The sequence below is a fragment of the Bacillus cereus group sp. MG20 genome, assembly GCF_040459885.1.
Taxonomy (GTDB): Bacteria; Bacillota; Bacilli; order Bacillales; family Bacillaceae_G; genus Bacillus_A; species Bacillus_A cereus.
In genome coordinates this window covers 4,424,397-4,449,110 of the sequence record NZ_JARVHF010000001.1, presented here as the reverse complement: position 1 = coordinate 4,449,110, position 24,714 = coordinate 4,424,397, and the positions used below count along the sequence as shown (strand labels likewise).

The window sequence follows — 24,714 nt, the reverse complement described above, 5'->3', positions numbered from 1 at the left end:
ATTGCGGAAGGTTTTTCTCATATAATCGCTTTAATTCCTTCTAACACTAATCCAATCATAAATCCGCAAACCGCCCCGTTCACTCGGATCCACTGCAAATCTTTACCGACATTATTTTCAATCATTTCGATTAACGTTTTATCATCTAACTTATCAAGATTTTCTTGTACAAGCTTACCGATTTTCGAATGGTTTTTTTCCACAAGTGTAACAACTTGCTTTTGTAACCACTCCTCTATTTTTTGAACAGTTTGTTCATCTTCTTTTATTTTGTTCATTTGTTTTTGTAAAAATGGAATAACATATTTATCAGCAAATTCTTCATTATTTACAAAAGCAACTGCTCTTTGTTGTACTTGCTCTAGCATCTCTTTTATTTTGTCAGTAGCATTCCAATTCGCAATCCACTTTTCTTTCCAATTTTCTAATTCCTGTAATAAGGCTTCATTTTCTTTTACATTGATAATTTCTTGACGAATCTTCGCTAATATAAGTTGTCTTGTGCTATTATCAGCCTCTTGTAAGCTGTTAATATTACTAATGATAAACTTCTGCAAAATGCCGCCAATTTTATCTTCATCTACAATATTCATAAATGATTTCAAAGTAAACTGCAAGAATCCATCTACTTTTATATTTTCCATCGCCTTCATACCTAAGCTACCGAGCTGGTAACGAGCTTCATCTTGCGCTGTCCAATTTTTTACCTTCACTAATATGTAATCAAGTGTCTTTTCATCATATTCTTGCACAACTAATTGATCAACAAGCACTTGTAAAATGTTACTTGTATTAATTGTATGCAAATATGTTTTTAATTCTTTTTCAATAATAACAGCTAACTTTTCTGTATCTATTGTAACAATTGCTTTCTCTGCAATCGTTACAATCCCCTTTTTCACAGCATCAGACTGCATTTCTCTCTCAGCAATTTGCAGTACCATTTGTACTAACTGCATCTCTTTTACTTTATTCGTAATACTTTCTTTCGTCAGCCATTCATTTTCTAACGTATGAATGAGTCCTTTCGTTACCCGTTTACGGTTTTTAGGTAACAAAGCTGTATGCGGAATTGGTATTCCCATCGGATGACGGAATAAAGCTGTAACCGCGAACCAATCCGCAAGTCCACCAACCAATCCAGCTTCAAATCCCCCTTGTATAATCTCTCCCGCTACCGTTCCTTGAAAAGGGATAGAAGCCGCAAAGCCGACACCCATAACCCCAAGCGAAATACCCGCTATATATTTAGTCTGTAATGACATCGTATACACATCCTCTTATTATGTAAAATAAAGCTTTTTTGTTGTATTTATTCAATATTAGTTATCCTTTATATATACTATAAAGAACTATTGTGAAAATAACAAAGATTTTTATGTACATGAAAAAATGAGGCTACAACTAGCCTCATTTTTCTTATACCGTTAAATCCAAACCTTTCCTATAATACTCATTCATTACATCTTTTGGAACCATACTTCCACCCGTTCCCCACACAATATGAGTACCTTTTTTCACCTTCTCTGTTACCTGTTTCTTTTGTAAATACTCACCTTCTTTGCATACTTTCATTGGCCCTATCATACCTGCTAGTGCAGAAGGCTCTAAATAAATATTTTCCGTATCAGCTAGTTCTTTTAACAATCTATATAACTCTTCATCGCTTACTGTGTAATTCCCACTCAAAAATGGTTCCATCGTTTTACCGACAAATCCAGATGGCCTTCCTACCGCAAGTCCATCCGCATCTGTTACATTATCAATTCCGATATCTTGAACGGAAATTTTGTCATGAAGGCCTGTCATTAAGCCGAGTAACATACAAGGAGAATGTGTTGGCTCTGCGAAGAAACAATGAACATTGTCTTTATACAATAACTTTAAACCGAATGCTACTCCGCCAGGTCCTCCTCCTACTCCGCACGGAAGATAAACAAATAAAGGATGATTTTCATCTACTACAACCTCTAACTCTTCTAATTGCTTTTGTAATCGTGATGCTGCTACTGCGTATCCTAAAAATAAATCATGCGAGTTTTCATCGTCTACAAAATAACAGCTAGGATCCGCATCCGCTTGTCTTCTTCCTTCTTCTACTGCTTTGCTATAATCATCTTCATATTCAATAACGTTTACACCTTTACTTCTTAATAAATCTTTCTTCCATTCTTTTGCGTCTGCTGACATATGAACAGTTACATTAAAACCTAGATTCGCACTCATAATCCCTATGCTAAGTCCTAAATTCCCTGTAGAACCTACTGCAATTGAATATTTCGAGAAAAACTCTCTACATGTATCACTATCTAAAACGGAATAATTATCTTCTTCTGTTACCATTCCGTGCTGCAATGCTAGTTGCTCAGCATGTTTCAACACTTCATAAATGCCGCCCCTAGCTTTAATTGATCCTGATATTGGAAGATGACTATCACATTTTAATAATAATTCTCCTAAAATAGGTTGCTCATATTTTCTCTCTAAAGCTTCTTTCATAGAAGGTATTTTCACTAAAGGTGATTCGATTATGCCGTTCGCCCCTTTCGTTTCAGGAAAAACTTTCGCAATATATGGTGCAAAACGCTTTAATCTCTCCTCCGCATCTTTTACATTCTCTTCATTAAGTGGTGAATCTTTTATTGCTGTTTCATACTTTTCTATGTTTGGATTTATCCAAAATACTTCTTCTGTTGCAATAAGCTTATTCACTAATGGATATTCTGCTTGTAATGCCCCTATTTCTTTCATTTTGTTTCCTCCTTATATCCTTGTAGCTCACCATACAATAAATTATAATTAAATTAATTTTAATATAGTTTAACACAAATAATCCCATTAAGTTAATTTTAATTTAATTTATTTAAATATAATTTAATAATTATTAAGGAGATTTTCATTATGGAAAATATAGATATTGGTAAAAAAATTGAAAAACAAAGAAAAGAAAAAGGTTTAACTAGTAAAGAACTAGCAAAGATGGCCGATATTACACCATCAATGTTAAGTCAAATTGAGCGCGGGTCCGCTAACCCTTCTATCCAAACATTAAAAGTGCTTGCTAAAGCTCTTGATGTGCCAACATTTAGCTTTTTACTTGAAGATACAAATACAGACGATTTAATTGTACGTTCCCATAAACGAAAGAAAATGATTATTGATAATTTATCATATGAAATGCTTTCACCTGATTTCACTGGAAATTTAGCAACAGCAATTATGACCGTCCCGCCTAATACAGCTTCATCAGAAAATGTGCTAGAACATAAAGGAGAAGAATTAGCATTTGTCTTAGATGGGAAAATCACATTATATTTAAATGAGGAAGAGTACGTATTAGAAACTGGCGACAGTGTAAAAATACCTGCTTATTTAAAGCATAAATGGGTGAATCATTTTGAAAAAAACGCGATAGTTTTATTTTCTGTTACTCCGCCGATTTTTTAATGTATAAATAAAAACAGGATGATTCTTATAAAATGAGGATTATCCTGTTTTTATTAAATAAGAAAGTGAAATTTTTGTTAAAAACTTAACAGTTGGACCCAATCCGAACAATCCTCCTAAAAACATATTTACAAGTAAAACTATCCCTCCCATTGATGCTAACGTATCATGAGTCAGATTCATCCCACCACTACCAGAGGCACTTGTAATATTCACATAAAAATAAGAAATATGTAAAAATTAATTAATTTTTCAGAATTTTGTTGAAAAATATGGTAAAATCACTCTTATACTTCTTCTATTTTGCTATTATAGAAATAATTAAATTAGGATACTTTTATCGAATGGGGGAATATATAATGAGTGTGTTATTAAAAGGGCATGAACAGATTGTCAACGAATTAAACATTTTATATCAAGTAATGGTAGCGGAGCAATTAATTGAAGCGAAACAATTAAAAGAAAAAATAGAGAAACAGATTAATAAAATTGAAGCTGATCAAAATCTATCGCTTTACTACTCCCTACTAAACTTTAAATATAAGGTCCTAACCGATTGGACAAACATTAAATATGATACTTTTAGTCAAATTGTTCGTTTAGACAATCCAATAACTGAAGACTTTATTACTTATTATTATCACTTTTTTAAAGCTGAACATGCTACCATTATTGGAAATTATGATGAAGCAAAAAAAGAATACGAAAAAGCTGAATCCCTTTTAAAACATGTACCAGGCGAACTAGAAGAAGCTGAATATAAATATAAATTCGCTATATTTAATCACCATACAAACAAACCACTTACAGCAATCAATTATGCAAATCAAGCTAAAGAGATTTTCTCAAAATATCCACGTTATGAAATTAAAATAGCTCTATGCGAAAACATTTTAGGCTCATGTTCTGTTTATTTAAAACAATTCGAACAAGCCGAAGAGAACTATAATTCAGCAATCAATATTTTACAAAAGCTGAAAGACGATACACTAATCTTAAAAGTTCGAAATAACTTAGGTTGGCTCTACTCTTCTCAAAATCTATCAACCCTTGCTATTAGACATCTTACAATAGTTACAAACAAATTACCTAAACACCTAAAAGCCAATTTTCTACAAGCCAAAGAACATTTTAGTTTAAATGAAAAAGAAATTGCAAACGATTGGGTTCAAAAAGGCTTAGAAATTTGTAATGAATTAAATAATCAAGAATATAAACACCATTTCACTATCTTAAAAACACAACACACTGGTATTCTAGACGACTTAGAAAACGCAATCATTGCAGGCACTACATATTTTAACAGTAAAGAATTATACGATTATGTACAAGAATATTACGAATTATTAGCAGTAGAATTTCATAAAGTGAATAAAATAGAGAAATCTCAAAAATATTTTTTCAATACTTACGAAGCAAAACAAAAATTATTAACTAAGGAGGCACTAAGATAATGAAAAAGATTAGTTTAGCTATTTTAACCTTTACATGCATACTTGCTTTTGGATTTAATAATTTTACTGAAAGTCAACAAGCAAAACAACTTCCAAAATGGGATACAGATAAACAAGAAACACATGCAGACCTATAGAAACCTAAAAACCCCTAATAAAGGGGTTTTTAGGTTTCTACAATATAATGATTTAGCATATGATGAAGAAATATGCTTATAAAAGATAGCCATATACTCTCTGTACATGGCTATCTTTTATTTTTTCGGCACCAACAAAATCCCTAAACTAATAATACAAAAGCTCATTATTTGCTCTGCTGATAGACCAAACAGAACCGAATTTTGTTCACTAACAAGCGAAATAATAATATGAGCAAACCCCTCAATAATTAGAAAAACACTTATATTCTTTCCATTTCCGAGCCTTTCATTTTTCATCCATAACAAGCCCATTATACAAAGAGCAAGGCTGATCTCATATACGAAAATAGGGTGATATAAAAGTTTAGATTCATATATTTTCATTCCCCATGGTAGTGTCGTTTGTGCACCTACTTCATGATGTAATAGAAAATAAAAGATAATACTCACACACAGACCCAAAGGCAATGCATCAAGTAAAATACGAAGCGAAAATTGCTCCTTTTTACTTTTCCAAACAATGTATACACTCGCAATCACGCATCCTACTACAATATGTTGCATACTTCCAACAGCTAATATTGCTTGCACTGGCGCCCCAAAGGCCCATACAGGATTTAAAATTGATGGTGCAAACTTCCATACAAATACGATGATAAGAAAAGCATTTGTTACGGCATCCATCATTTTTTCATATGATACATTTTGATGCCTCATCTTTCGTTTCATCAACACAAATCCAAATAGACTTCCAATTATAAGAGATATGGGTTGTAACCTCACGATCCACTCCATCGTCACGAAATCTCCTTTTAATTCTCAATCAATTTCTTAAATTTCTTTTCTAATTGATCTGGTGGTAATACACCTCGTACATGATCTACTATAATTCCATCTTTATTAACAAAAAATGTCGTCGGTAAAGAGAATACTTTATAATCTAGTCCAGCTACTCCGTCCATATCTAATAGAACAGGAAACTCAAACCCATAGCGATTAGCAAATGCGCTTGCTTCTTGTACTGGGTCACTAACAGTTGCATTCACCGCAAAAATTTCAACATCCTTTTTATATTTATCATACATATGAACTAAATCAGGTGCCTCCATTTCACACGGCCCACACCATGATGCCCAAAAATTAATAATATATGGTTTTCCCTTAGCATCATTTAACGACTGCAACTTTCCGTCTAATCCTTTTAATGTGATGCTAGGTGCTTTAAAACCGACTTGTGGTAATACTTCTTTCTCCTGTAACTCTGCTTGCTTTGCTTTTCTTTCCTTTTCTTCTTTCTTTGAATTATAAAAGTTAACCCCCGCCCAAACGAGAGCACCTACTAGTATAATAGCAATTAGTTTCTTCACTTTTCTTCCTCCTCATTTTTAAAAACCTGTAAATCCACCGAATAGTCGAATAAAGAATGCTGTAATTTTCGTCATTTGATTTGTATACAATAAAATACCCGTTACAATCATCATTCCACCGCCAATTTTCATCATGACATTGGCATATGTAACAATCCATTTTACCTTCCCAATAAAGAATGCCATCACGAAAAATGGAACCGCAAACCCAAGAGTATACGCTGTAATATAAAGAAGTGCCCCTTCAGGATTCGTCGCGCCAAGCATGAGTACAGCTGAAAATATCGGTCCAACACATGGCGTCCAACCCGCTGCATATGTCATACCGACTAAAATCGAGCGAATAAATCCAGTCGATTTACTTCTATACTGCACCTTTTTCTCTGCCATAAGCCACTTAGGCTGAAACAAGCCCGTCATAAATAGCCCCATTAAAACAATAAAAATCCCACCAATTTGTTGAATCAATTTTTGGTTAGATGAAAATGTTATTCTAATCCAACTTACCGATAAACCTAACGCGTAAAATATAACCGAAAATCCGATCATAAAAAATACTGTATGTATAATCGCTGATTTTTGCATAATCCCACGATTTTCTTTTAAATCTTGAATAGACACACCTGTAATATAAGATAAATAAGATGGATATAGCGGTAAAGAGCACGGTGATATAAATGACAATACTCCCGCCCCAGCCACAAGCCAAATTGTTAAATCTGCTGCATTCATTTTATTCCCCCTGAAACACTACAATGAGTAGTGTTTATTCTAAAAAAAAGAGGCTATATGCACTCTCCGACAATAAGTACAACCGACATACAGAATAAACCTACTGTTACATATACCGAATTCGTATGTAACGGAATAGTAAGCTTAACAACCTTTTCATTTAACACTTGCTCGATTCGTAAATTTATTGCTGTTTTTGCAAATGAAGCTGTAACACATCGATTTTCCATTGTCTTTATTTTAATTAATTTTAATAACGCGCTACCTAACTCAAGTGAGGATTCCATTTTTTGCATCGCATATTTATCAGCAGCTAGTTCCTGATACGTATGATATCGCTGTAACAACCCTTTTAATATTGGTATGTACATCATTCCTTCTGCTAATAGCGTAAAACAAAATAATTTTAGCGGATCCCAATTCTTTTGATGATATTCTTCATGGAAAATAATTGCATCCATTTCTTCATCTGAAAATGTTTGAAGCATCCCTTCTGACATGACAACTTTCGGACGAAATAGCCCAATTGTAAATGCCGCAACTTCCGTAGTCGGCAATATATATATTTGTTTTCCTTTTCGGATGAAAGGGATAAGTACTTTTTGTAATTTTTTACTATAGAAAAATTGTCGCCAAATTCTTTTGCACACGATTAATACAGTAAGTAATAATAATCCAGCGATTATTATACGAATCAGCGATAATTCTTTCATATGTTTTTCTAACTGGAACAAGCAAAATTTTGAAAGAAGGAACATCTTATTTTGAAACAGAAATGGATATGTAACGTAATACAGTAACAAGCTGAAAAAGAGGGTACTAACAATTACTGCTAACAATACGATTTTACGCATTTGCCATTTCATTTCATTAATCCTCTTTTTTTAACTGACTCAATTTGTCTTCTAACTTTTTTATTAAAGTCGGATCAGCCTGCTCTAACTCATCTAACATATGATTTACAACTAAATCTCCAAATTCCCCCATCAATTCCTGTGTCATTTTCTTCGTTTGATTGGATAAGAATTCTTCTTTCGTTTGTACAGCACGATATATGCCACTTCTTTTCACAGTCTGTTTTTCTAAGTGTAATTTCTCTACTAACCTGTTCATAACTGTCATAACAGTGTTAAAATTCACAGGTGATTCTTCACTTAATTTCTGCTGCACTTCTTTAATCGTAATACCATCGCTAGACCAAACAATCTCCATAATTTTTGCTTCAAGCGGTCCAAAGAAATGATTTAACCCGTGCTCATTTAACTTATAGTTTTGAGTAAACATTGTACAACTCCTTTCACACTACGAATTGTAGTATAAATTAAATGAAAGGTCAAACGTAAATGATATATACGAAAATTAACTACCTATAAATACATAGGCTATTCCATTCATTTTAAACCTAATTTTTCTCCAAATGTATCAAAAAGGTACTGCTCTAATATTTGTACACTAAACTTCTCATTACGCCCAAGGGCAAATAATTCCCGATCTTTCGCTACGATAGTATCTAATGGAATAGCTACATTATCCACGATTTTTGTAATTTCAATTATATTACTTTTTACATTTACTTCTGTTTTAAATTCAACGTTTTCTAACACTATATGTGAACGTCTTCCTGATGCAAAAAAAGTAAAATTAGGATTTTTAACAACGCCAATTTCAGTCTCTAACGCATATAAATAGTGAAAAATTACATCTCTATGTCCATCTTTTATTATTTTTTCATCCTTCTCATCGTCTAAGTATTCTTTCAGCTTCGTTGTAAATTCAAATCGAAAATCCACTTTTTTCACGCTCCTTCTTTGTATTTCATATTAAATAAATATATTGAAATAATTTTACCATATTGTAATACAACTTCCTATTAAAAGTAAAAACTGTTTTAGAAAATCGCTATTATTTCCGATACCCTTTTAAAATATAAGTATAAATTCAATATGAATGAATGCGTCATTATATCTATTTAAACATATTTTTTCCATATTTTGAAACATTAGTATGAAATATTATATATCAATGAATGGTTTCTAATGCATTGGTATATATAGTCAGTAGTTTCTTTACTATTCCGATATACTTAAGCTATATTTTCTAATTATTGATTACATTACGGAAGGAATGTAACTCTCTTCTATCGAATTTTTATATAACAAAAATGATTAGGTGGTGCTTTACTATGAAATTAGCTGTCATTGGTGGCGGTGATTTACAAGATTCAAATCACTTGCCTATTAATGAACGCCTTATAGAATTAACAAATAAACAGTACCCAAAAATATTGTTTATTCCAACGGCTAGTCATGATGATGAAAGCTATATAAAATTATTTTTAGACACGTTTGAAAAACAATTACATTGTGAAGTACAAATTTTACGTACTACAACAGATTCACCTTCAAAGTATGAAATAGACGAGATGATTCATTCAGCCGATTTAATTTATTTAGGTGGCGGGAACTATATTCACATGCTTACGCAATGGAAAGAACATAGACTCGATGAAAAATTATTATTGGCTCTGCAGCAAGGAACACTTATTGCTGGTTATAGCGCTGGTGCTATGTGTTGGTTCACGTCTAGTATCCGATCAGATTATGAAGGTTCTGGTTATATAGAGAGTAACGGATGGGGGATTGTTAATAAAAGATTTTGTCCACATTATAATCAATTAAACAGAATGAACGCCTTCCATTCCTTTTTACAAAATCATCAAGGGAATATAGAAGGAATTGCACTCGAGGATAATTGCGCTTTATATATTACAGAGGAATCCTTTGAGATTATCGGTGAACCGGAAAAAGCGTGGGAGTTTTATATGAGTGATAAAACACTCATTAGACAACATTTTGATATCACTTTAAAAAGCTATTTGTAAACCTGCACTTACGAAAAAATGTCTCTAAGTCTAATAACTTAGGGACATTTTTCTATTTAACTAACTAATCGTGTAATTCGTTTCTTTTGCCATGAAAGCTTATAATATGCATACTGTAATATTAAGCTGACAATAAATGCTGCTGGATACCCGATCCAAATGCCTTCTATTCCAAGACTTGTATGGTAAGAAAGATAATATGCTACGGGTACTTCTACAAGCCAAATTGAAACAACTCCAATAACAGTTGGCCAAAGTACTGTACCGCTCGCTCGCATTGTCGCACTAATAATTTGTGCATGACCGAAAATTAAATAACTCCATAACGTAATCATAACTAAGCTATGAGCAATTTCAATTGTAGTTTGACTCGTTAAAAATAGTGATAAGATGTCTCTTGAGAATAAGTAAATAAGAGATATTAACAAACCACCGATGACGTAGTTCATAATAATTCCAGCCTTCACAACTTTCTGCAATCGATCAAATTGATTCGCACCAATCGATTGTGCCGCAAAAATGGAAACTGTAATACCAAGGCTAACTGCTGGCATTTGTACATAACTTGCAACTTGATTCACAACGCCGTAAGCAGCTGTTGCATCCGAACCGTAACGATTTACAAATGCGATTACGGCAATCTCAGATAATGATACTAATATCATATTTATACTTGCTGGTATACCGAGCCTTAGCAATAGCTTTAATAACTCCCCATCCATTCGAAGGTATTTTCTAACCGTGCCATCTAGTTGTAATGGGTGATTTTTCTTCTTTAAATACACAAGCATGACAATAAACGTAATAACTGTAGATATAACAGATGCATAGGCCGCTCCATACACATCTAATTTCGGAGCTCCTAACCATCCAAAAATAAGAATCGGTAATAAGATCATATTTAGCGCTGTACTTACAATTAAAAAGTAAAATGGCGTTTTAGAATCTCCTGTACCTCTCATAAATGTTGTATATGCGAAATATAAAAATAATACTGGCATCGATATAAATAAAATCCGTGCATAATGTACACTTATTTCAATAATATTTTCTGGCGTTCCCATTAGACGCATAATATCCATCGCAAAAATACTGCCTATTATCGCCAACACAACTCCAATAATAAAGGTAAACGTCAACGTCGTACCAACGATAGCTTTTAAACGATCTTCGTTTTTAGCACCAAACGCCTGACCAATTAAAATAGAGCTTCCTGAACCGATACCAATTACAAATGAAACGAGCAAGAAAAATAATGGGAAGAATGCTGATATAGCCGCTAAATCATTAACTCCAAGCCATCTTCCTACTACTACCATACCAAATAATTGTCCAACTGATTGTAGTACATTACTTAATAATAACGGTACTAAAAACATCGACATCGATTTCCAAATCGGTTTACTCTCACTTTCCAACTTATGTGACTCCGCACCTTCTTTATTGTTATCTGCAGGTGGTTTCAAATTTCATTTCTCCTTTTATTAAACATCTATTTTCAATCTCTATCTCTTTGTATAGTTGTTATAATACTGTGCTTCTATTCATTTTCTTTTCGTATAATTATAACTTCACCCAATATTGACTTCCATCGGCTGTTCGATCTAAAAATCCATATTCGATTAAATATCTTCTTAATGTTACAAAATCAGGGTATACATTTTCTATCACTGTATTTACTTCTTTTTCAGTATACTTTTTATTACTATCAAACTTCTTCACTAAATGGCGCAATATAATTAATTTACGCTTTTGTTTCTTCGGAAATTTAGAGAGAGGTCCATCTAACCCTTCTGTAAAATGAGCTTTTAATACTTCATTATTTTCTTCTTCCGTAATATTGTATCGATCATCCACCATCGTTGCTGTTCTATGAATTGGCACAAATTTCGTTTGTACTTTTGATTTTTCTTCTGATAATTCCATTAGCGCTAAAAATACTTTTGCTTGCTTCATTTTCTCTCGCAGTGTAAATCGATGATTACGAATTGTTGATGTACTTCCGCCATCCATTTCTTTTACAATTTCTTTATCATTCAGTCCCATATGGAAAAACTGAACCATTTTCTTTTGTAAATCCGTTAAACCAGTAAATTTCTTATCCATATTTAACAAATAATCAAACATAGACGTATGCTCATTTTGAATATGCAATTGGACGAACTTCTCTGCTTCATACAAAATTTGATTATCTTGATAAATAACACCTTTAATAAATGTTTCACCACAAGCTAAGCAAATGTACTCCTCTTTTTCTTCATCAAACACATACCCTTTCTTTAATTCCTCTATTGACGCATCCCAAAACTTCTCTGAAATATCACTCATACTAAACACTCCTTTAAAATGTTTATTTAAAACTAAACAAATCAGCATAACGTTTATTATCACTTCATCATCTTATCACAACGCAAACAAACATTTCAATGTTTCGTTTACCCATTTTACAAACTTTTATAAAAACATCTAACAAAAGGGTTTAATACAACGAAAAGCGAATATGTTTATACAAATTCATTTTATAGGATGTGAAATAGAACATAAATATTCTTCAAGACCCTTAGTTTACCGTTAAACAAATTGCACAGAATACATATGCGATTAGTGAATATGGAACTGGTATTCACTCATTCCAAAACTTCAGTATTCAATTTTAACTACAAAAAAGATGTTTTCGTATAAGAAAACATCCTTTACTTTTTATATATTCTATTTACAGTCTCTACTAAAACCTTACTTACTTGTACAAATGTATGCTTTCGATTTCTATCTTCAACAAATTTATTAGCACAACTACTCATAATCATCATACAACTAATTATGACTAACGCTATCTTTCTATTCTTGTAAGTCACTTCATGCCACTCCACTATTACAAAACTTCTTTTGAATTTATCCCATCAAGAAATTTTACATGAATAATAAAACGTGTGAATATGCAATTATGCATATTCACACGTTTTATCACAATGTTATGATTTAATTTAGTTAAAGAACAAGTATACCGAGGTGACTAACTTGAAGTTTAAAGCGAAAAAAAATCCATTCCACGTCATTTTCATTACATTATTTATAATTATTTTTTTCGTTTCGTTATTCTTCCAAAATGAAAATTCTATTTTTTTCACTCTCATGATGCTATTAAATATCGTGAATCTTTCTTCATTCTATTTCTCTCACTACAACGTAACGGAATCATCTCTTGTTGTAAAACACGGTTTCATACTTCGTACTGAAATCCCATTTAAAGACATTCGCCATATTAAGTACTCTGGCAAAAAACTTCGTTCAAAAAAATGGACGAGGCAACAATTAGAAATTAATTATAATTTATTTGACTCAGTGACCACTTTCGTACCACAAGAAGAAGAAAAATTCATTTCACTCTTAAAAGAGAACTGCCCACAGATGAAAGTAATGAATACGCCCGCTAACAAATAATATATTTTGAAGCTTGCAGTATTGCAAGTAGATGAAACATAAAAATGAACATCAAAAAAGCCAAGATTCTATACTCAGAACCCTGGCTTTTTCTATTACTCTTTTGGAGCAATCATTTTCTTTGGATCTACAATTTCATTAAATTGCTCTTCTGTTAGTAGTCCAGATTGCAATGCTGCTTCTTTTAAAGTTAATCCTTCTTTATGAGCATGCTTCGCAATTTTCGCTGCATTTTCATATCCGATATGTGGGTTTAGCGCTGTTACAAGCATTAGTGAACGATTCACATTTTCATTAATTACTTCTTCATCTGCTTCAATACCAACTGCACAATTGTCATTAAACGAAACAATTGCATCCGCTAATAAGTGAGCTGATTGTAAGAAGTTATAAGCAATAACAGGTTTAAATACATTTAACTCAAAGTTACCTTGGCTCGCAGCAAATCCGATTGTTGCATCATTCCCCATTACTTGCGCTACAACCATCGTTAACGCTTCACTTTGCGTTGGATTTACTTTACCTGGCATAATAGAGCTTCCCGGTTCATTTGCTGGAATAATAATTTCTCCAAGACCACTACGTGGACCACTTGCAAGCCAACGTACATCGTTAGCGATCTTCATTAGATCCGCAGCTAATGCTTTTAATGCACCGTGAGTATATACAACTTCATCATGGCTCGTTAATGCATGGAACTTATTTGGTGCAGAAACAAATTGTTTACCTGTAAATTGACTAATTTCCTCTGATACCATCTCACCAAATTTAGGATGAGCATTAATACCTGTTCCAACCGCAGTTCCACCAATTGCTAACTCTTTCATATATGTATTGCTCTCTGCAATCATACGCTCTGTTTTTTCAAGCATACGGTGCCATCCGCTAATTTCTTGCCCTAAAGTTAACGGCGTTGCATCTTGTAAATGTGTACGACCAATTTTTATAATATGTTCAAATGCAGTTACTTTTTCTGCTAAAGTTTCTTTTAATTTCGTAATTGCTGGTAATACGTGATTTTCTACTGCGATTACACAAGCTACATGAAGCGCCGTTGGAAATGTATCATTTGAACTTTGTGACATGTTCACATCATCATTCGGATGAATGTGTACGTCAGATCCCTTCTCTTTCAAAATTTGATTCCCACGATTTGCAATTACTTCATTCACATTCATGTTTGACTGTGTACCACTACCTGTTTGCCATACGACAAGCGGAAAATGTTCATTCCATTTCCCTGCAATCACTTCATCCGCAGCTTCTACAATTGCTTCTGCTTTTTCTTCTGATAGCTTTCCTAATTTTTGATTGCTAAGCGCTGCACTCTTCTTTAAAATTGCAAATGCTTTTACAATTTCAAGCGGCATTTGCTCTGTTCCAATTGGAAAGTTTTCTTTACTACGTTGTGTTTGTGCTGCCCATAATTTATCAGCTGGAACTTTTATTTCTCCTAATGTATCTCTTTCAATTCTGTACTCCATGTTTTCATCCCCTTGAAAATATAATACCTACATCTCTTATAATAACAGACTTTCTCTTAAATGATAAGAATTCTCACTCTTATATATAGATATTCTATATTTATTTTAAAAAATTCCTCTTGACCTAAACTTAAGTTTAGGCTGTATCCTTTCCATTGTAACCTACTATAACACTACTGGAGGAATTCAATATGAAAAAATATGCTTTTATAACAGGTGCGAATAAAGGAATTGGATATGAACTTGTTCGTCAATTAGCAGAAAAAGATTATCACGTATTTTTAGGTGCTCGTAATGAACAACTTGGACAACAAGCCGTAGAATCTTTAAATGTTTCAAACGTTTCCTATATTCAAGTAGATATTTCAAATTCACAATCCATTCAAGAAGCAACAAAGAAAATTTACGAAACGACTGACCACTTACATTTATTAATTAATAACGCAGGCATAGCGCTAGACTTCAATACGCTACCTAGTGAATTAAATATTGAAACTTTACGCCAAGGATTTGAAGTTAACTTTTTTGGAACTTTCCAAATGATGCAAGCCTTTTTACCACTATTAAAGAAATCAAGCAACAGTAAAATCATAAATGTAACAACTGACATGGCCTCACTAACAATGTTTGCTAATGGTGAAACACATCCAATTAATACACTAGGATATAATTCTTCCAAAACAGCTATTAATGCTTTAACATTAGCTTTTAGTAAAGAATTTGCCACTAACGGTCCAGAAGTATTTGGAGTAACTCCTGGTTTTACAACTACGGATCTTAATGGAAATTCCCCCGGTGGCCATACAACCACTGAAAGTGCTAAAATTATTATTAAATATGCATTAAGTGAAACAAACTATAATGGTAAAATATTTAACAAAGATGGCATTATACCTTGGTAATAAAAGGATGAATGATATGTATTATACAATTGGGCAAGTCGCCAAAATGCAACATTTAACTATTTCTCAAATACGTTATTACGATAAACAAGGACTGTTTCCTTTTCTGCAAAGAAACGAAAAAGGAGATCGAGTTTTTGATGAAGAAGCACTGAAATATTTAGAGATGATTTTGTGTTTAAAAAACACTGGTATGCCAATTCAAAAAATAAAACAATTTATCGACTGGTCTATGGAAGGAGAATCTACCATCCTTCAAAGGTTAGAATTAATGAAACAACAGGAGACCAATGTCTTACAGCTCATTCAAGACACTGAAAAAAACTTAAAAAAGATACAACAAAAAATTGCTAAATATGAGAATGAAATAACTTCAGAAAATGCTATTAAAAAATAAAAAAATCACCTTCTACATATTGTAGAAGGTGATTTTTATTTTATGATGCTTGCTTTCCTTTATCTGCATCATCTACATACCAGATGAATTTGCCTGTATATCCGTAAATAACTGCTAAAATTAACGATACGAAGCTTAACCACATAAACGGAACGTATGAGAACGTTGCTACACCCAAAATACCAGCCATAAAAATACCATTATCAGACCATGGAACCATACCTGAAGTTAACGTTCCACCTACTTCTGAGTTACGCGCTAATACACGACGGTCTATTTTTAATTTATCATAGCTATCTTCCATAATTTTTGGTGTTAAAATTAGTGATACATACATCGCACAACCAAATATATTAGCTAAGAATGCCACGATTAATGTAGACAATGTTACATTACCTGCAGAATTTAATTTCTTCTCAAATTTTGATACGATTACTTTTAAAACACCTAGTTTTTCAAGTAATCCACCAAATCCTAAACCGAAAATAATAACGGCTACTGAGCCAAGCATGCCGTTAATTCCACCACGGTTTAATAACTTGTCAACAAACTCAACACCAGATTGAATTGAGAATCCGTTATAAGCTGTTCCAATCGCCTCTCCAAAGTTCATCCCTTGGAAAAGAGTTGCCCAAATTGCACCAATTAAAGCTCCCATTGCAATCGTTGGCATAGACGGTTTCTTCATCGCTAATAGAACGATAACAATGACCGCCGGAACAAGCATCCATATTTTAATATCAAATTGCTTTAATAAAGCTTCTTTTAAAAATTCTACTCGATTCAAATCTACATTATCGCCGCCATACATCCAACCAGCTACAGTAAACATAATACTAGTAATAATATAAGCCGGAACATCTAATACGAGCATAGCTCGAACGTGAGCAATAACATCTACTTTCGCCATAGAAGCTGCAAGAACTGTGCTATCAGAAAGTGGTGATAATTTGTCGCCGAAATAAGCTCCTGAAAGAACTGCACCAGCAACAAGCGGAAGTGGTAAACCAAGTCCTTCACCAATCGCCATCATAGCAATACCTGCTGTTCCCACTGTTCCCCAAGACGTTCCTGTTGCGATAGAAGTTATAGAACAAATAATTAATGTTGCTAATAGGAATATGCTAGGGTGAATAAATTCTAATCCATAATAGATTAATGTTGGTACTACCCCACCAGCAATCCATGTTCCAATTAAAGCACCTACTGCAACTAAAATCAGTATTGCTTCTAATCCGTTAGAAATCCCTTTCGTAATTGCATCTTGCAATTCTTGATAACGAAATCCTAATCTTAATCCAAGCGCAATTACTAAAAACCATGAAATAAATAGCGCTAATTGAATTGGGAGATCAAAAATCGTTTGGAAGGAAAAGACAACAGCAAGAAATAGTAATAAAAGAACTATGATTTCTAGCATCGATGGTAATCTTACACTTTTCATTTTTTTCTCTCCTTACAAGTCGATAACATGACGTATGTCGTCTTACATGTATGTAATATACAATTAGCGAAGACAAAACAAAATTTTCATATTATTTCGATTTATTTTTCCAGTATAATATATTCACAACCCTTTCTATTGTAAAAGTAGATTACGTTTTTCGCAATGAAAAATATAAAAAATGTTGTATTTTTATTTATCCCGATATTTTCGGTCAATAAGACCCTTGTATCAAAATTTAGTAAGTGCAAAGTACCTAGTTAAGAAATTAACTACTGTAAAATCCCGGATTGATATGAACGTATTAAAGCTTTATTTTATTTACAAGGAACAATCCCATACTAACTTTTTTAATATTTGCTGCAACAAAACTTTTTACAACTATCTTAACTTTTTAATTCACACCATTATTTTCTACGCAAAAAATAGGGCACACATCATAAAAATGATGCATGCCCTACCTTTATTTATACATATTTTGTATTTCTTCTTTATTTTTAAGTATTTCTTCAAACTTATCACTACAACCCTTCGGAAATAACACTCCCAGTCCATATGAATGCGCAAATTGAAAATGAGGGTACTTCGCTTTTACCTCATCCCAAAACTTATATACGCCGAAATCACCACTTCTAACTTCAATATCATGAAATAATACAATACCGTTTTTCGCGACTTTCGGTAGCCATGTATTATAATCGTGAGAAACAGCTTCATACGTATGATAGCCATCAATATGCAAAAGATTTATCGTTTCATCTTGAAACCGCTCTACAGCATCATCAAAAGTAGATCGAATTAAATTTCCTATATTAAGGTAGTTATCACTCACTACTTTTTCTACTATTTGAAAAACTCCTTCTCCATATGGACCTGTATGCCCATCTCCAGCCCAAGTATCTACTGCAAAGCATTTAGTCGATAACCCTCCATCTTTTACTCCCTGACAAAAACTGAAGAAAGAAGCACCTAGATGTGTACCTAACTCAACTAAAGTTTCTGGTTTTTCAAATCGCACTAAGTCATATGCAAAATCTAAATGTCCACTCCACGCAGATTGTAACCGAATAATAGGACTAAATGTTTCAAATTCAAATGATGGTTTATGAGTAACCCAGTTCATCGCATAACTCCTTCTGCACATATTTTTAACAAACCAAATTACTCTTATCTTTATTTTTTTATCGCCTTGATTATGATTCTATTTCATGAAAATATGAAGAATTTTTTCTTTTCTATTAAGGTAAAGCATCATATACATATGGGTCAGTTGGCTTATTAATTTTCTCGATTTTTTTTACTTTTACAAGTGGAAAGACTGTTCCTTTATATGTCGTTTCATCTAATAATCCTGTTATTTTCACCCATGTTTCTTCTGGAGTTTTTTCAATATTTTTCCCGGTAACAATCATCCCCCAGACTGATGCATCCGCAATACAACAAGTTATACCATATCGAGCCACTACTGCTTTATTACCCGTCACATCTTTATCCTTATATATAAACCCTAAGAATGTAATTTCTTTCCCTTTAAACCAATTAACATTTTGGCCAATTACATTCATTGTTTGAACATAGTCCTTATCCTTTACCTGTAGTTTACGCTGTCCTAACATACTTTTTACTACTTGCTCTTCCGTTTTATAAGTCGTTGATAAATTTGATGTTTCTTCTGGATCAACTGATACTTCTCGCCCATCAAACTTAACCTGTTCCCCCTCTTTTTCGTTCCTTTCCAGATTTCTCGCCTGCACACTTTGATTCATACCCCTTTTTCCTGCTAAACTTCCATCAATTGTTACACTTCCAAAGAGAAAAGCACTAACTATCGGAACGACAAATAAAACATATACAAAGAAACTTTTTATCCCTGATTTTGATGTTGTATGATGTTTACAACAATTACAATCATGCTGTTTTTCTCTTCCATCTCCCCAAACTTGTACAGTACCAAAAATTAAAATTACTACAAAAGCTATATACGTAAATTTGATCATTTTTGGAGCGATAAAATTATAAATATTCCCTGTTACAAGTAGTTTAAATAAGAGCATTGCTAAACCAATTAAAATAATGCCGCGTATATAGCGATGATACGCCTTCTGCTCCTCTTTCTCCATTCTTTTTCACCTCCTCTATAACATTATGATTTGCACGATGGTATACACAGATACAATCACAATTCCCATCAAAAAGAATACAAATCTCTTTTGAAAATATGCAAATAGCATTAACGTATTTTTCATATCAAGCATAGGCCCAAACACAAGAAATGCGAGAAGTGCCTTTACCGAGAAAACATGTCCAAAAGATGCCGCTATAAAAGCATCGGCTGCAGAGCAAATTGATAAAACATAACCAAATCCCATCATAATAAAGGGGGCAATTACTTCGTTATGTGCTACTGCATCCAGTACATTCCGATCAAAAAACGTTTGAAATACACTTGCTAAAAAAGCACCAATCAATAAATACTTACCAGTATCAAAAAACTCATCTACAATATGATTCATAACATCTTTCCAACTCTTTTTATTGCTTGTTTGAACTGAAACCTCTACGTCTTTTAAAACATTTCTTTCGCGATAGCAATAATACACAATTAGACCTATGAATAGAGCAACTAAAATTGTTATCCCAAAGCGTGCATATACAACGTAATCATTTTTTTGAAACGCATATACAGTAGATAAAAAAACAACTGGATTCATAATGGGTGCACTCAGTAAAATAACAATGCCTACATGAAGTGGTAACCCCTTTTGAATGAGCCTTCTTACAATTGGTATAATGACACATTCACACATTGGAAAAAGAACTCCCACAAATACTGCCGGAATCATTGCAACAATCGGAGATTTCGGCATTACTTTTTGAATCATATCTTCCGTCACAAACACTTGAATACATGAAGAAACAATTACCCCTAATAAAATAAAGGGTATTGCTTCAAAAATGATACTTAAAAATACTGTATTCACATTCAACCATTCCTGTGGCATATTTTTGTGCAAATTTGCTAGACTTGTAAAATCTACAAAAAATAATAAAAAGAGAAACATAGCGATAAGAGCTATGCCTACTAATTCTTTTGAAACTCTATTAAAGACCAAGCTTCTCGCCTCCATTTTATTTATATGTAAACATGTGCTTGTCCAAATGCTTCATACTACAGCACAAATTTTATAGTCTATTTCTATCCTTAAATCGTAATCATTATGATTTATTCTTGCTTTTTCTTTTCCCATCGTTTAACATAAAACGTAATCATTACGATTTAAAGGAGAGATCATTTCATGAAAAAAGTACCTATCACTGTATTAAGTGGTTTTTTAGGATCTGGAAAAACTACCTTACTACATCACATTTTGACTAATAAGAATAACTTAAAAGTAGCTGTCATCGTTAATGATATGGGCGAAGTAAACATTGATGCATCTCTTATAAAAAAGGGTGGTTTTTCACGTACGGAGGAAAAACTAGTAGAAATTCAAAATGGCTGTATTTGTTGTACACTACGAGAAGATTTAATGATAGAAGTGAATCGTCTTGTTGAAAATGGTGATATTGACTATATTATTATTGAATCTTCTGGTATAAGTGAGCCTATTCCAGTTGCTCAAACATTTACTTATACAGACGAAGTTCTTAACATTGATTTAACGAGAAATTGTCGCCTCGATACGATGGTTACAGTTGTAGATGCAAATAGGTTTTGGGATGATTTTGCAGACGGAGAAAGTTTATTAGACCGAAAACAAGCAATCGATGAGAATGATACCCGGGAAGTTATTGATTTATTAATAGATCAAATTGAGTTTGCAAACGTAATTATTCTTAATAAAATAGATTTGCTAGAAAAAGAAGATGTGATAGAGCTTCATCATTTACTAAAAAAATTAAATCCTAATGCAAAAATTCTTGAAGCTTCGTTTAGCAAAGTACCATCACAAGAAATTTTAAACACAAATCTATTTAATTATGAAGAAGCTAGTCAATCGGCCGGCTGGATACAAGAATTAAATAGTGAACATCATACACCGGAAACGGAAGAATACGGTATCAATTCCTTTGTTTACCGTCGCAAATATCCTTTCCATCCCGAGCGCCTTATGAATTGGCTAGAAAAATGGCCTTTAGATGTTGTAAGAGCGAAAGGATTCTTCTGGCTCGCATCTCGTAATAATATGATAGGGCTTCTATCTCAAGCAGGTTCCTCTATTACAATTCAAGGAGCCGGTGAATGGATAGCCGCATTACCTGAAACTGAAAGAAATCAAATGATTGCAGAAGAACCAGAAGTATTAAAAAACTGGGACGAGCGATATGGAGATCGAATAACTGAGCTCGTATTTATCGGTATTGATATGAATCGTTCTGTGATTGAACAATCATTAGATGATTGTCTATTAACAGAAAAGGAAATGGGACAAAAGTGGAATACATTTATTGATCCTATTCCGGCTTTTACTTATACTTCATAATAATTAATAAAAGGCTTCAGTAGAATGAAGCCTTTTTATTTTATAGCACTCTTATTTAATAGGTTTGCTTTAATTATAAATACAACTGTACCTAAAACAATTAATATAGCATATATGATACCAACTACATCACCTATTTTTTCTAAGCCAAGCGGTAATATTATAGTAGCAACTCCGACTATATAAGAAAATACTCCTGAAAGCTTCGCTAATTTATTTTTATCTCCAACAAACGTTTCTTCTTGATATCCTGCTAACAAAAACAACCTCTTTTTCACATGTATTTGATACACTAAAAAAATGATAAGTAACCCAACAAATAAACAAACTAAAAATCCAGCTAACATATACTCCCCCTCCTCTACAATATTTTACTATACATAAAAAACAAATTAGAAATTTCAGTTTATTAACGAGTCATTATGTGATATATTGCATATTGTATTCAATTTGTATTTTTAGAAAGGAGAATTTTAGATCATATGGATTCAAATCGATTAAAAGGAATTATAATGGTCATAATCGGTGCTTGTTTATGGGGCTTGTCTGGTACAGCTGCACAACAACTTTTTCAATATGACAATGTTTCAACCGAATGGTTAGTTACGATCCGTTTACTTATATCTGGAATTATTTTGCTCATTATTTCCTCATTCGGAACGAGAAAAAAAGAGATATTTGGCATTTGGAAAAAAAAATCTGATGCTATTAAAATGATTTTGTTTGGTCTATTCGGTATGCTTGCTGTACAGTATACGTATTTCGCTTCAATTAAAGAAGGAAATGCTGCCGTGGCAACATTATTACAATATTTAGCTCCTATATTCATCACTGTATACTTACTTTTCAAATGGAACGTTCGTCCATCAAAAATTGATTTCATTTCAATTACCCTTTCATTAGTAGGCACTTTTCTCTTACTAACAAACGGGTCTGTTCATAACTTGGCTGTTTCTACACCAGCTATTATTTGGGGTGTTTTATCTGGATTATCTCTCGCTTTTTATAGTTTATATTCAAAGGAATTGTTAGAAAAATGGTCTTCCTCCGTTATCGTTGGATGGGGCATGATTATTGGGGGTATTGGTGTAACGATTGTACACTTTATTTCTACAAACGAATTCATTTTATTATCAACTATGAAATATGTAAAACTAAGTACCCTACCGCTCATCACATTTGTCGTCATTTTCGGGACACTTATTGCCTTTTATTTATACTTAGACAGCATAAGATACCTGACTCCGAAAGAAACAACATTATTTGGTTGCACAGAACCACTCGCAGCTATTATTTCTTCTGTACTTATATTGCACGTGCCATTTCAATCTTTTCAGTTATTAGGCGCTTTTTGTGTCATTGTAATGGTGCTCATCTTAAGCCAAAAGCCGGATGAAGGGAAAGAAAAATTAAAGCTTGTTCATGCAAAAAAGGAAAATATACAATGAAAGGATTGAATTCACTATGCCTGTCCCTCAAAATTATAAAAAACCAGGAAGAATTTCAGCAAAATCACTCGTTTTAAATCAACTACAAAATTGGATTATTGAAGGTGTACTGAAGCCCAATGAAAAAATTAATGATGGGGAATTGGCTGAGGCACTAGGAGTAAGCAGAACACCTGTAAGGGAAGCACTTCAAATATTAGAGCTTTCTGGATTAGTGGAAATGGTACCAGGGCAAAAAACGAAAATTGCTCCTATTAAGTTAGACGACGTATCTATCATTTATGAAACGATGGCTGGTCTTCACTCTATTATAGGAAAGCAAGCTCTTCAAAACATTACAGACGCTGATATTCAACTACTTTCTGAAATAAATGATCATTTTCAGCACTCTATAGAGAAAAAAAACGCAAAACAAGCTTTAGAATTAGATATACAATTCCACAATACAATTTCTTCTATTGCTAAAAATCAATATATTGAACCCTTTCTAGAAAATATGCAACTTCACGTTTTACGTCTTGAATATTTGTTTTTCCAAAACTTTGTTCCAGCAAGTCAATCTATTGAAGAACATCACTCTATCATTCAAGCATTACAGAAGCAGGACGAAAAACAAATGGAACAAATAATGACCCAAAACTGGCTCCGTCCCATGAAAGAAATACAAAAAATAATTTCTACGAAGTAAAAAAAGAGCTGGTTACACAAAATCGTAACCAGCTCTCCTTTTACTAATCTATATAGCTACGCCTGAATATTCGCATAATCTTCCATATCTTCGTACTCTTTTTCCAATTCCTCTAAAGACAGCTCGTATAATTGTCGGTCGCGAATCTTAAACACACCTGCTCCAATTAACTCATCAATTAAATGCCTCTTACGATTTTCAACAGCAAAACGGAGTTGACTACTCATCTTTTAAAAAACTCCTTTCTACAATCATTGAAAATGATAATCTCTATCAATTACCACTTTTGATTATAAAAGATGACTCTTTATAAGTAAAGTAATTTCATGAAATATTTACCTTGCAAAGTATTTGTGGCCACATTATATATATGTATGCCGTGCGAAAAATGTTATGACACTTTTT

The 24,714-nt window shown here is 33.0% G+C and carries 29 protein-coding genes; 10 read left to right on the top strand and 19 right to left on the bottom strand.

Annotation, left to right across the window (positions count from 1 at the left end):
* Positions 1 to 17: 17 nt before the first annotated feature.
* Both QCI81_RS22940 and QCI81_RS22935 read right to left on the bottom strand, forming a co-directional pair.
* A complete protein-coding gene (locus QCI81_RS22940; protein WP_071730894.1) occupies positions 18 to 1,265 on the bottom strand; it encodes a DUF445 domain-containing protein in 1,248 nt (415 codons plus the stop codon).
* A 154-nt stretch (positions 1,266 to 1,419) separates the two neighbouring features.
* Complete coding sequence (locus tag QCI81_RS22935; protein WP_071730892.1) at positions 1,420 to 2,751, bottom strand: D-serine ammonia-lyase; 1,332 nt, start codon at positions 2,749 to 2,751, stop codon at positions 1,420 to 1,422.
* Between the two features lie 150 nt (positions 2,752 to 2,901).
* Here QCI81_RS22935 and QCI81_RS22930 point away from each other — a divergent pair, with 150 nt between their 5' ends.
* Positions 2,902 to 3,447: a helix-turn-helix domain-containing protein gene (locus tag QCI81_RS22930; RefSeq protein WP_000427637.1), complete on the top strand. Its 546-nt coding sequence runs from the start codon at positions 2,902 to 2,904 to the stop codon at positions 3,445 to 3,447.
* Positions 3,448 to 3,486: 39 nt separating this feature from the next.
* Here the strand turns inward: QCI81_RS22930 and QCI81_RS22925 are convergent, their stop codons facing one another.
* The gene (locus QCI81_RS22925) at positions 3,487 to 3,663 is read right to left on the bottom strand and encodes a hypothetical protein (RefSeq protein WP_002025592.1); all 177 of its coding nucleotides are present in this window, start codon (positions 3,661 to 3,663) and stop codon (positions 3,487 to 3,489) included.
* A gap of 143 nt (positions 3,664 to 3,806) precedes the next feature.
* Here QCI81_RS22925 and QCI81_RS22920 point away from each other — a divergent pair, with 143 nt between their 5' ends.
* Entirely contained in the window at positions 3,807 to 4,901 is a 1,095-nt protein-coding gene (locus tag QCI81_RS22920; RefSeq protein ID WP_000114845.1) for a response regulator aspartate phosphatase, read from the top strand.
* Positions 4,901 to 5,038, top strand: a complete 138-nt coding sequence (locus tag QCI81_RS22915) for a hypothetical protein (RefSeq protein ID WP_000724012.1) — start codon at positions 4,901 to 4,903, stop codon at positions 5,036 to 5,038. Before QCI81_RS22920 ends, QCI81_RS22915 begins: the two co-directional genes overlap by 1 nt.
* Positions 5,039 to 5,155: 117 nt before the next feature.
* Here QCI81_RS22915 and QCI81_RS22910 read toward each other — a convergent pair whose 3' ends face one another.
* The 6 genes from QCI81_RS22910 to QCI81_RS22885 all read right to left on the bottom strand — a co-directional run bounded on the left by QCI81_RS22910 (position 5,156) and on the right by QCI81_RS22885 (position 8,930).
* On the bottom strand, positions 5,156 to 5,836 hold the full coding sequence (locus QCI81_RS22910) for a prolipoprotein diacylglyceryl transferase family protein (protein WP_071730890.1): 681 nt from the start codon (positions 5,834 to 5,836) through the stop codon (positions 5,156 to 5,158).
* Between the two features lie 17 nt (positions 5,837 to 5,853).
* A complete protein-coding gene (locus QCI81_RS22905) occupies positions 5,854 to 6,408 on the bottom strand; it encodes a TlpA family protein disulfide reductase (protein WP_000733187.1) in 555 nt (184 codons plus the stop codon).
* An 18-nt stretch (positions 6,409 to 6,426) separates the two neighbouring features.
* Positions 6,427 to 7,140, bottom strand: a complete 714-nt coding sequence (gene ccdA, locus QCI81_RS22900; protein ID WP_353810895.1) for a cytochrome c-type biogenesis protein CcdA — start codon at positions 7,138 to 7,140, stop codon at positions 6,427 to 6,429.
* Positions 7,141 to 7,193: 53 nt separating this feature from the next.
* Positions 7,194 to 8,006 carry a M56 family metallopeptidase gene (locus QCI81_RS22895; RefSeq protein WP_023521637.1) on the bottom strand — a complete coding sequence of 271 codons (813 nt, stop codon included), beginning with the start codon at positions 8,004 to 8,006 and terminating at the stop codon, positions 7,194 to 7,196.
* Between the two features lie 4 nt (positions 8,007 to 8,010).
* A complete protein-coding gene (locus QCI81_RS22890) occupies positions 8,011 to 8,424 on the bottom strand; it encodes a BlaI/MecI/CopY family transcriptional regulator (RefSeq protein WP_000495052.1) in 414 nt (137 codons plus the stop codon).
* Positions 8,425 to 8,531: 107 nt separating this feature from the next.
* Positions 8,532 to 8,930 carry a DUF3942 family protein gene (locus QCI81_RS22885; protein WP_000347525.1) on the bottom strand — a complete coding sequence of 133 codons (399 nt, stop codon included), beginning with the start codon at positions 8,928 to 8,930 and terminating at the stop codon, positions 8,532 to 8,534.
* 392 nt (positions 8,931 to 9,322) lie between these two features.
* Between QCI81_RS22885 and QCI81_RS22880 the strand changes: the two genes are divergently transcribed.
* A complete protein-coding gene (locus tag QCI81_RS22880; RefSeq protein WP_000762116.1) occupies positions 9,323 to 10,021 on the top strand; it encodes a peptidase E in 699 nt (232 codons plus the stop codon).
* Positions 10,022 to 10,077: 56 nt separating this feature from the next.
* Here QCI81_RS22880 and QCI81_RS22875 read toward each other — a convergent pair whose 3' ends face one another.
* From QCI81_RS22875 to QCI81_RS22865, 3 genes are all read right to left on the bottom strand, one after another.
* On the bottom strand, positions 10,078 to 11,487 hold the full coding sequence (locus QCI81_RS22875; protein WP_000804123.1) for an MATE family efflux transporter: 1,410 nt from the start codon (positions 11,485 to 11,487) through the stop codon (positions 10,078 to 10,080).
* 97 nt (positions 11,488 to 11,584) lie between these two features.
* Entirely contained in the window at positions 11,585 to 12,349 is a 765-nt protein-coding gene (locus tag QCI81_RS22870) for a DUF2087 domain-containing protein (protein WP_001280273.1), read from the bottom strand.
* Positions 12,350 to 12,714: 365 nt separating this feature from the next.
* Positions 12,715 to 12,876 carry a hypothetical protein gene (locus tag QCI81_RS22865; protein WP_000221434.1) on the bottom strand — a complete coding sequence of 54 codons (162 nt, stop codon included), beginning with the start codon at positions 12,874 to 12,876 and terminating at the stop codon, positions 12,715 to 12,717.
* A 163-nt stretch (positions 12,877 to 13,039) separates the two neighbouring features.
* Between QCI81_RS22865 and QCI81_RS22860 the strand changes: the two genes are divergently transcribed.
* On the top strand, positions 13,040 to 13,462 hold the full coding sequence (locus tag QCI81_RS22860) for a PH domain-containing protein (protein WP_000669072.1): 423 nt from the start codon (positions 13,040 to 13,042) through the stop codon (positions 13,460 to 13,462).
* 95 nt (positions 13,463 to 13,557) lie between these two features.
* Here QCI81_RS22860 and fumC read toward each other — a convergent pair whose 3' ends face one another.
* Entirely contained in the window at positions 13,558 to 14,946 is a 1,389-nt protein-coding gene (gene fumC / locus QCI81_RS22855; protein ID WP_053564799.1) for a class II fumarate hydratase, read from the bottom strand.
* A 191-nt stretch (positions 14,947 to 15,137) separates the two neighbouring features.
* On the opposite strand from fumC, the gene QCI81_RS22850 reads away from it, so the two are divergent.
* Entirely contained in the window at positions 15,138 to 15,848 is a 711-nt protein-coding gene (locus QCI81_RS22850; RefSeq protein WP_000759552.1) for an SDR family NAD(P)-dependent oxidoreductase, read from the top strand.
* Between the two features lie 16 nt (positions 15,849 to 15,864).
* Positions 15,865 to 16,245, top strand: coding sequence for a MerR family transcriptional regulator (locus QCI81_RS22845; protein ID WP_002153132.1), 381 nt, complete (start codon positions 15,865 to 15,867; stop codon positions 16,243 to 16,245).
* 40 nt (positions 16,246 to 16,285) lie between these two features.
* On the opposite strand, the gene nhaC is transcribed toward QCI81_RS22845, so the two are convergent.
* From nhaC to QCI81_RS22825, 4 genes are all read right to left on the bottom strand, one after another.
* Entirely contained in the window at positions 16,286 to 17,689 is a 1,404-nt protein-coding gene (gene nhaC / locus QCI81_RS22840; protein WP_000843992.1) for a Na+/H+ antiporter NhaC, read from the bottom strand.
* Positions 17,690 to 18,152: 463 nt separating this feature from the next.
* Positions 18,153 to 18,812, bottom strand: coding sequence for a class I SAM-dependent methyltransferase (locus QCI81_RS22835; protein WP_071730882.1), 660 nt, complete (start codon positions 18,810 to 18,812; stop codon positions 18,153 to 18,155).
* A 115-nt stretch (positions 18,813 to 18,927) separates the two neighbouring features.
* Positions 18,928 to 19,809: a TIGR03943 family putative permease subunit gene (locus tag QCI81_RS22830; protein WP_071730880.1), complete on the bottom strand. Its 882-nt coding sequence runs from the start codon at positions 19,807 to 19,809 to the stop codon at positions 18,928 to 18,930.
* 15 nt (positions 19,810 to 19,824) lie between these two features.
* A complete protein-coding gene (locus tag QCI81_RS22825) occupies positions 19,825 to 20,817 on the bottom strand; it encodes a permease (protein WP_186803769.1) in 993 nt (330 codons plus the stop codon).
* A gap of 168 nt (positions 20,818 to 20,985) precedes the next feature.
* Between QCI81_RS22825 and QCI81_RS22820 the strand changes: the two genes are divergently transcribed.
* Positions 20,986 to 22,173, top strand: coding sequence for a GTP-binding protein (locus tag QCI81_RS22820; RefSeq protein WP_071730876.1), 1,188 nt, complete (start codon positions 20,986 to 20,988; stop codon positions 22,171 to 22,173).
* 35 nt (positions 22,174 to 22,208) lie between these two features.
* Here the strand turns inward: QCI81_RS22820 and QCI81_RS22815 are convergent, their stop codons facing one another.
* Complete coding sequence (locus tag QCI81_RS22815; protein WP_071730874.1) at positions 22,209 to 22,520, bottom strand: DUF3784 domain-containing protein; 312 nt, start codon at positions 22,518 to 22,520, stop codon at positions 22,209 to 22,211.
* A gap of 135 nt (positions 22,521 to 22,655) precedes the next feature.
* On the opposite strand from QCI81_RS22815, the gene QCI81_RS22810 reads away from it, so the two are divergent.
* Both QCI81_RS22810 and QCI81_RS22805 read left to right on the top strand, forming a co-directional pair.
* The gene (locus QCI81_RS22810) at positions 22,656 to 23,621 is read left to right on the top strand and encodes a DMT family transporter (protein ID WP_071730872.1); all 966 of its coding nucleotides are present in this window, start codon (positions 22,656 to 22,658) and stop codon (positions 23,619 to 23,621) included.
* A 16-nt stretch (positions 23,622 to 23,637) separates the two neighbouring features.
* Positions 23,638 to 24,309 (top strand): GntR family transcriptional regulator, encoded by a 672-nt coding sequence (locus QCI81_RS22805; RefSeq protein ID WP_002023787.1) that lies wholly within the window; start codon positions 23,638 to 23,640, stop codon positions 24,307 to 24,309.
* A gap of 56 nt (positions 24,310 to 24,365) precedes the next feature.
* Here QCI81_RS22805 and fbpA read toward each other — a convergent pair whose 3' ends face one another.
* Positions 24,366 to 24,536: a Fur-regulated basic protein FbpA gene (fbpA, locus tag QCI81_RS22800; protein WP_000098302.1), complete on the bottom strand. Its 171-nt coding sequence runs from the start codon at positions 24,534 to 24,536 to the stop codon at positions 24,366 to 24,368.
* Between the last annotated feature and the right edge of the window lie 178 nt (positions 24,537 to 24,714).

Excerpts from the sequence above, each read along its gene's own strand:
- QCI81_RS22910 (WP_071730890.1), bottom strand. The coding sequence starts at position 5,836 with ATGGAGTGGATCGTGAGGTTACAACCCATATCTCTTATAATTGGAAGT.
- QCI81_RS22935 (WP_071730892.1), bottom strand. The coding sequence starts at position 2,751 with ATGAAAGAAATAGGGGCATTACAAGCAGAATATCCATTAGTGAATAAG.
- QCI81_RS22830 (WP_071730880.1), bottom strand. The coding sequence starts at position 19,809 with ATGGAGAAAGAGGAGCAGAAGGCGTATCATCGCTATATACGCGGCATT.
- QCI81_RS22890 (WP_000495052.1), bottom strand. The coding sequence starts at position 8,424 with ATGTTTACTCAAAACTATAAGTTAAATGAGCACGGGTTAAATCATTTC.
- ccdA (WP_353810895.1), bottom strand. The coding sequence starts at position 7,140 with ATGAATGCAGCAGATTTAACAATTTGGCTTGTGGCTGGGGCGGGAGTA.
- QCI81_RS22940 (WP_071730894.1), bottom strand. The coding sequence starts at position 1,265 with ATGTCATTACAGACTAAATATATAGCGGGTATTTCGCTTGGGGTTATG.
- QCI81_RS22895 (WP_023521637.1), bottom strand. The coding sequence starts at position 8,006 with ATGAAATGGCAAATGCGTAAAATCGTATTGTTAGCAGTAATTGTTAGT.
- QCI81_RS22930 (WP_000427637.1), top strand. The coding sequence starts at position 2,902 with ATGGAAAATATAGATATTGGTAAAAAAATTGAAAAACAAAGAAAAGAA.
- QCI81_RS22845 (WP_002153132.1), top strand. The coding sequence starts at position 15,865 with ATGTATTATACAATTGGGCAAGTCGCCAAAATGCAACATTTAACTATT.
- QCI81_RS22815 (WP_071730874.1), bottom strand. The coding sequence starts at position 22,520 with ATGTTAGCTGGATTTTTAGTTTGTTTATTTGTTGGGTTACTTATCATT.
- QCI81_RS22825 (WP_186803769.1), bottom strand. The coding sequence starts at position 20,817 with ATGGAGGCGAGAAGCTTGGTCTTTAATAGAGTTTCAAAAGAATTAGTA.
- QCI81_RS22820 (WP_071730876.1), top strand. The coding sequence starts at position 20,986 with ATGAAAAAAGTACCTATCACTGTATTAAGTGGTTTTTTAGGATCTGGA.
- QCI81_RS22870 (WP_001280273.1), bottom strand. The coding sequence starts at position 12,349 with ATGAGTGATATTTCAGAGAAGTTTTGGGATGCGTCAATAGAGGAATTA.
- QCI81_RS22915 (WP_000724012.1), top strand. The coding sequence starts at position 4,901 with ATGAAAAAGATTAGTTTAGCTATTTTAACCTTTACATGCATACTTGCT.
- nhaC (WP_000843992.1), bottom strand. The coding sequence starts at position 17,689 with ATGAAAAGTGTAAGATTACCATCGATGCTAGAAATCATAGTTCTTTTA.
- QCI81_RS22920 (WP_000114845.1), top strand. The coding sequence starts at position 3,807 with ATGAGTGTGTTATTAAAAGGGCATGAACAGATTGTCAACGAATTAAAC.
- QCI81_RS22805 (WP_002023787.1), top strand. The coding sequence starts at position 23,638 with ATGCCTGTCCCTCAAAATTATAAAAAACCAGGAAGAATTTCAGCAAAA.
- fumC (WP_053564799.1), bottom strand. The coding sequence starts at position 14,946 with ATGGAGTACAGAATTGAAAGAGATACATTAGGAGAAATAAAAGTTCCA.
- QCI81_RS22880 (WP_000762116.1), top strand. The coding sequence starts at position 9,323 with ATGAAATTAGCTGTCATTGGTGGCGGTGATTTACAAGATTCAAATCAC.
- fbpA (WP_000098302.1), bottom strand. The coding sequence starts at position 24,536 with ATGAGTAGTCAACTCCGTTTTGCTGTTGAAAATCGTAAGAGGCATTTA.
- QCI81_RS22850 (WP_000759552.1), top strand. The coding sequence starts at position 15,138 with ATGAAAAAATATGCTTTTATAACAGGTGCGAATAAAGGAATTGGATAT.
- QCI81_RS22810 (WP_071730872.1), top strand. The coding sequence starts at position 22,656 with ATGGATTCAAATCGATTAAAAGGAATTATAATGGTCATAATCGGTGCT.
- QCI81_RS22835 (WP_071730882.1), bottom strand. The coding sequence starts at position 18,812 with ATGAACTGGGTTACTCATAAACCATCATTTGAATTTGAAACATTTAGT.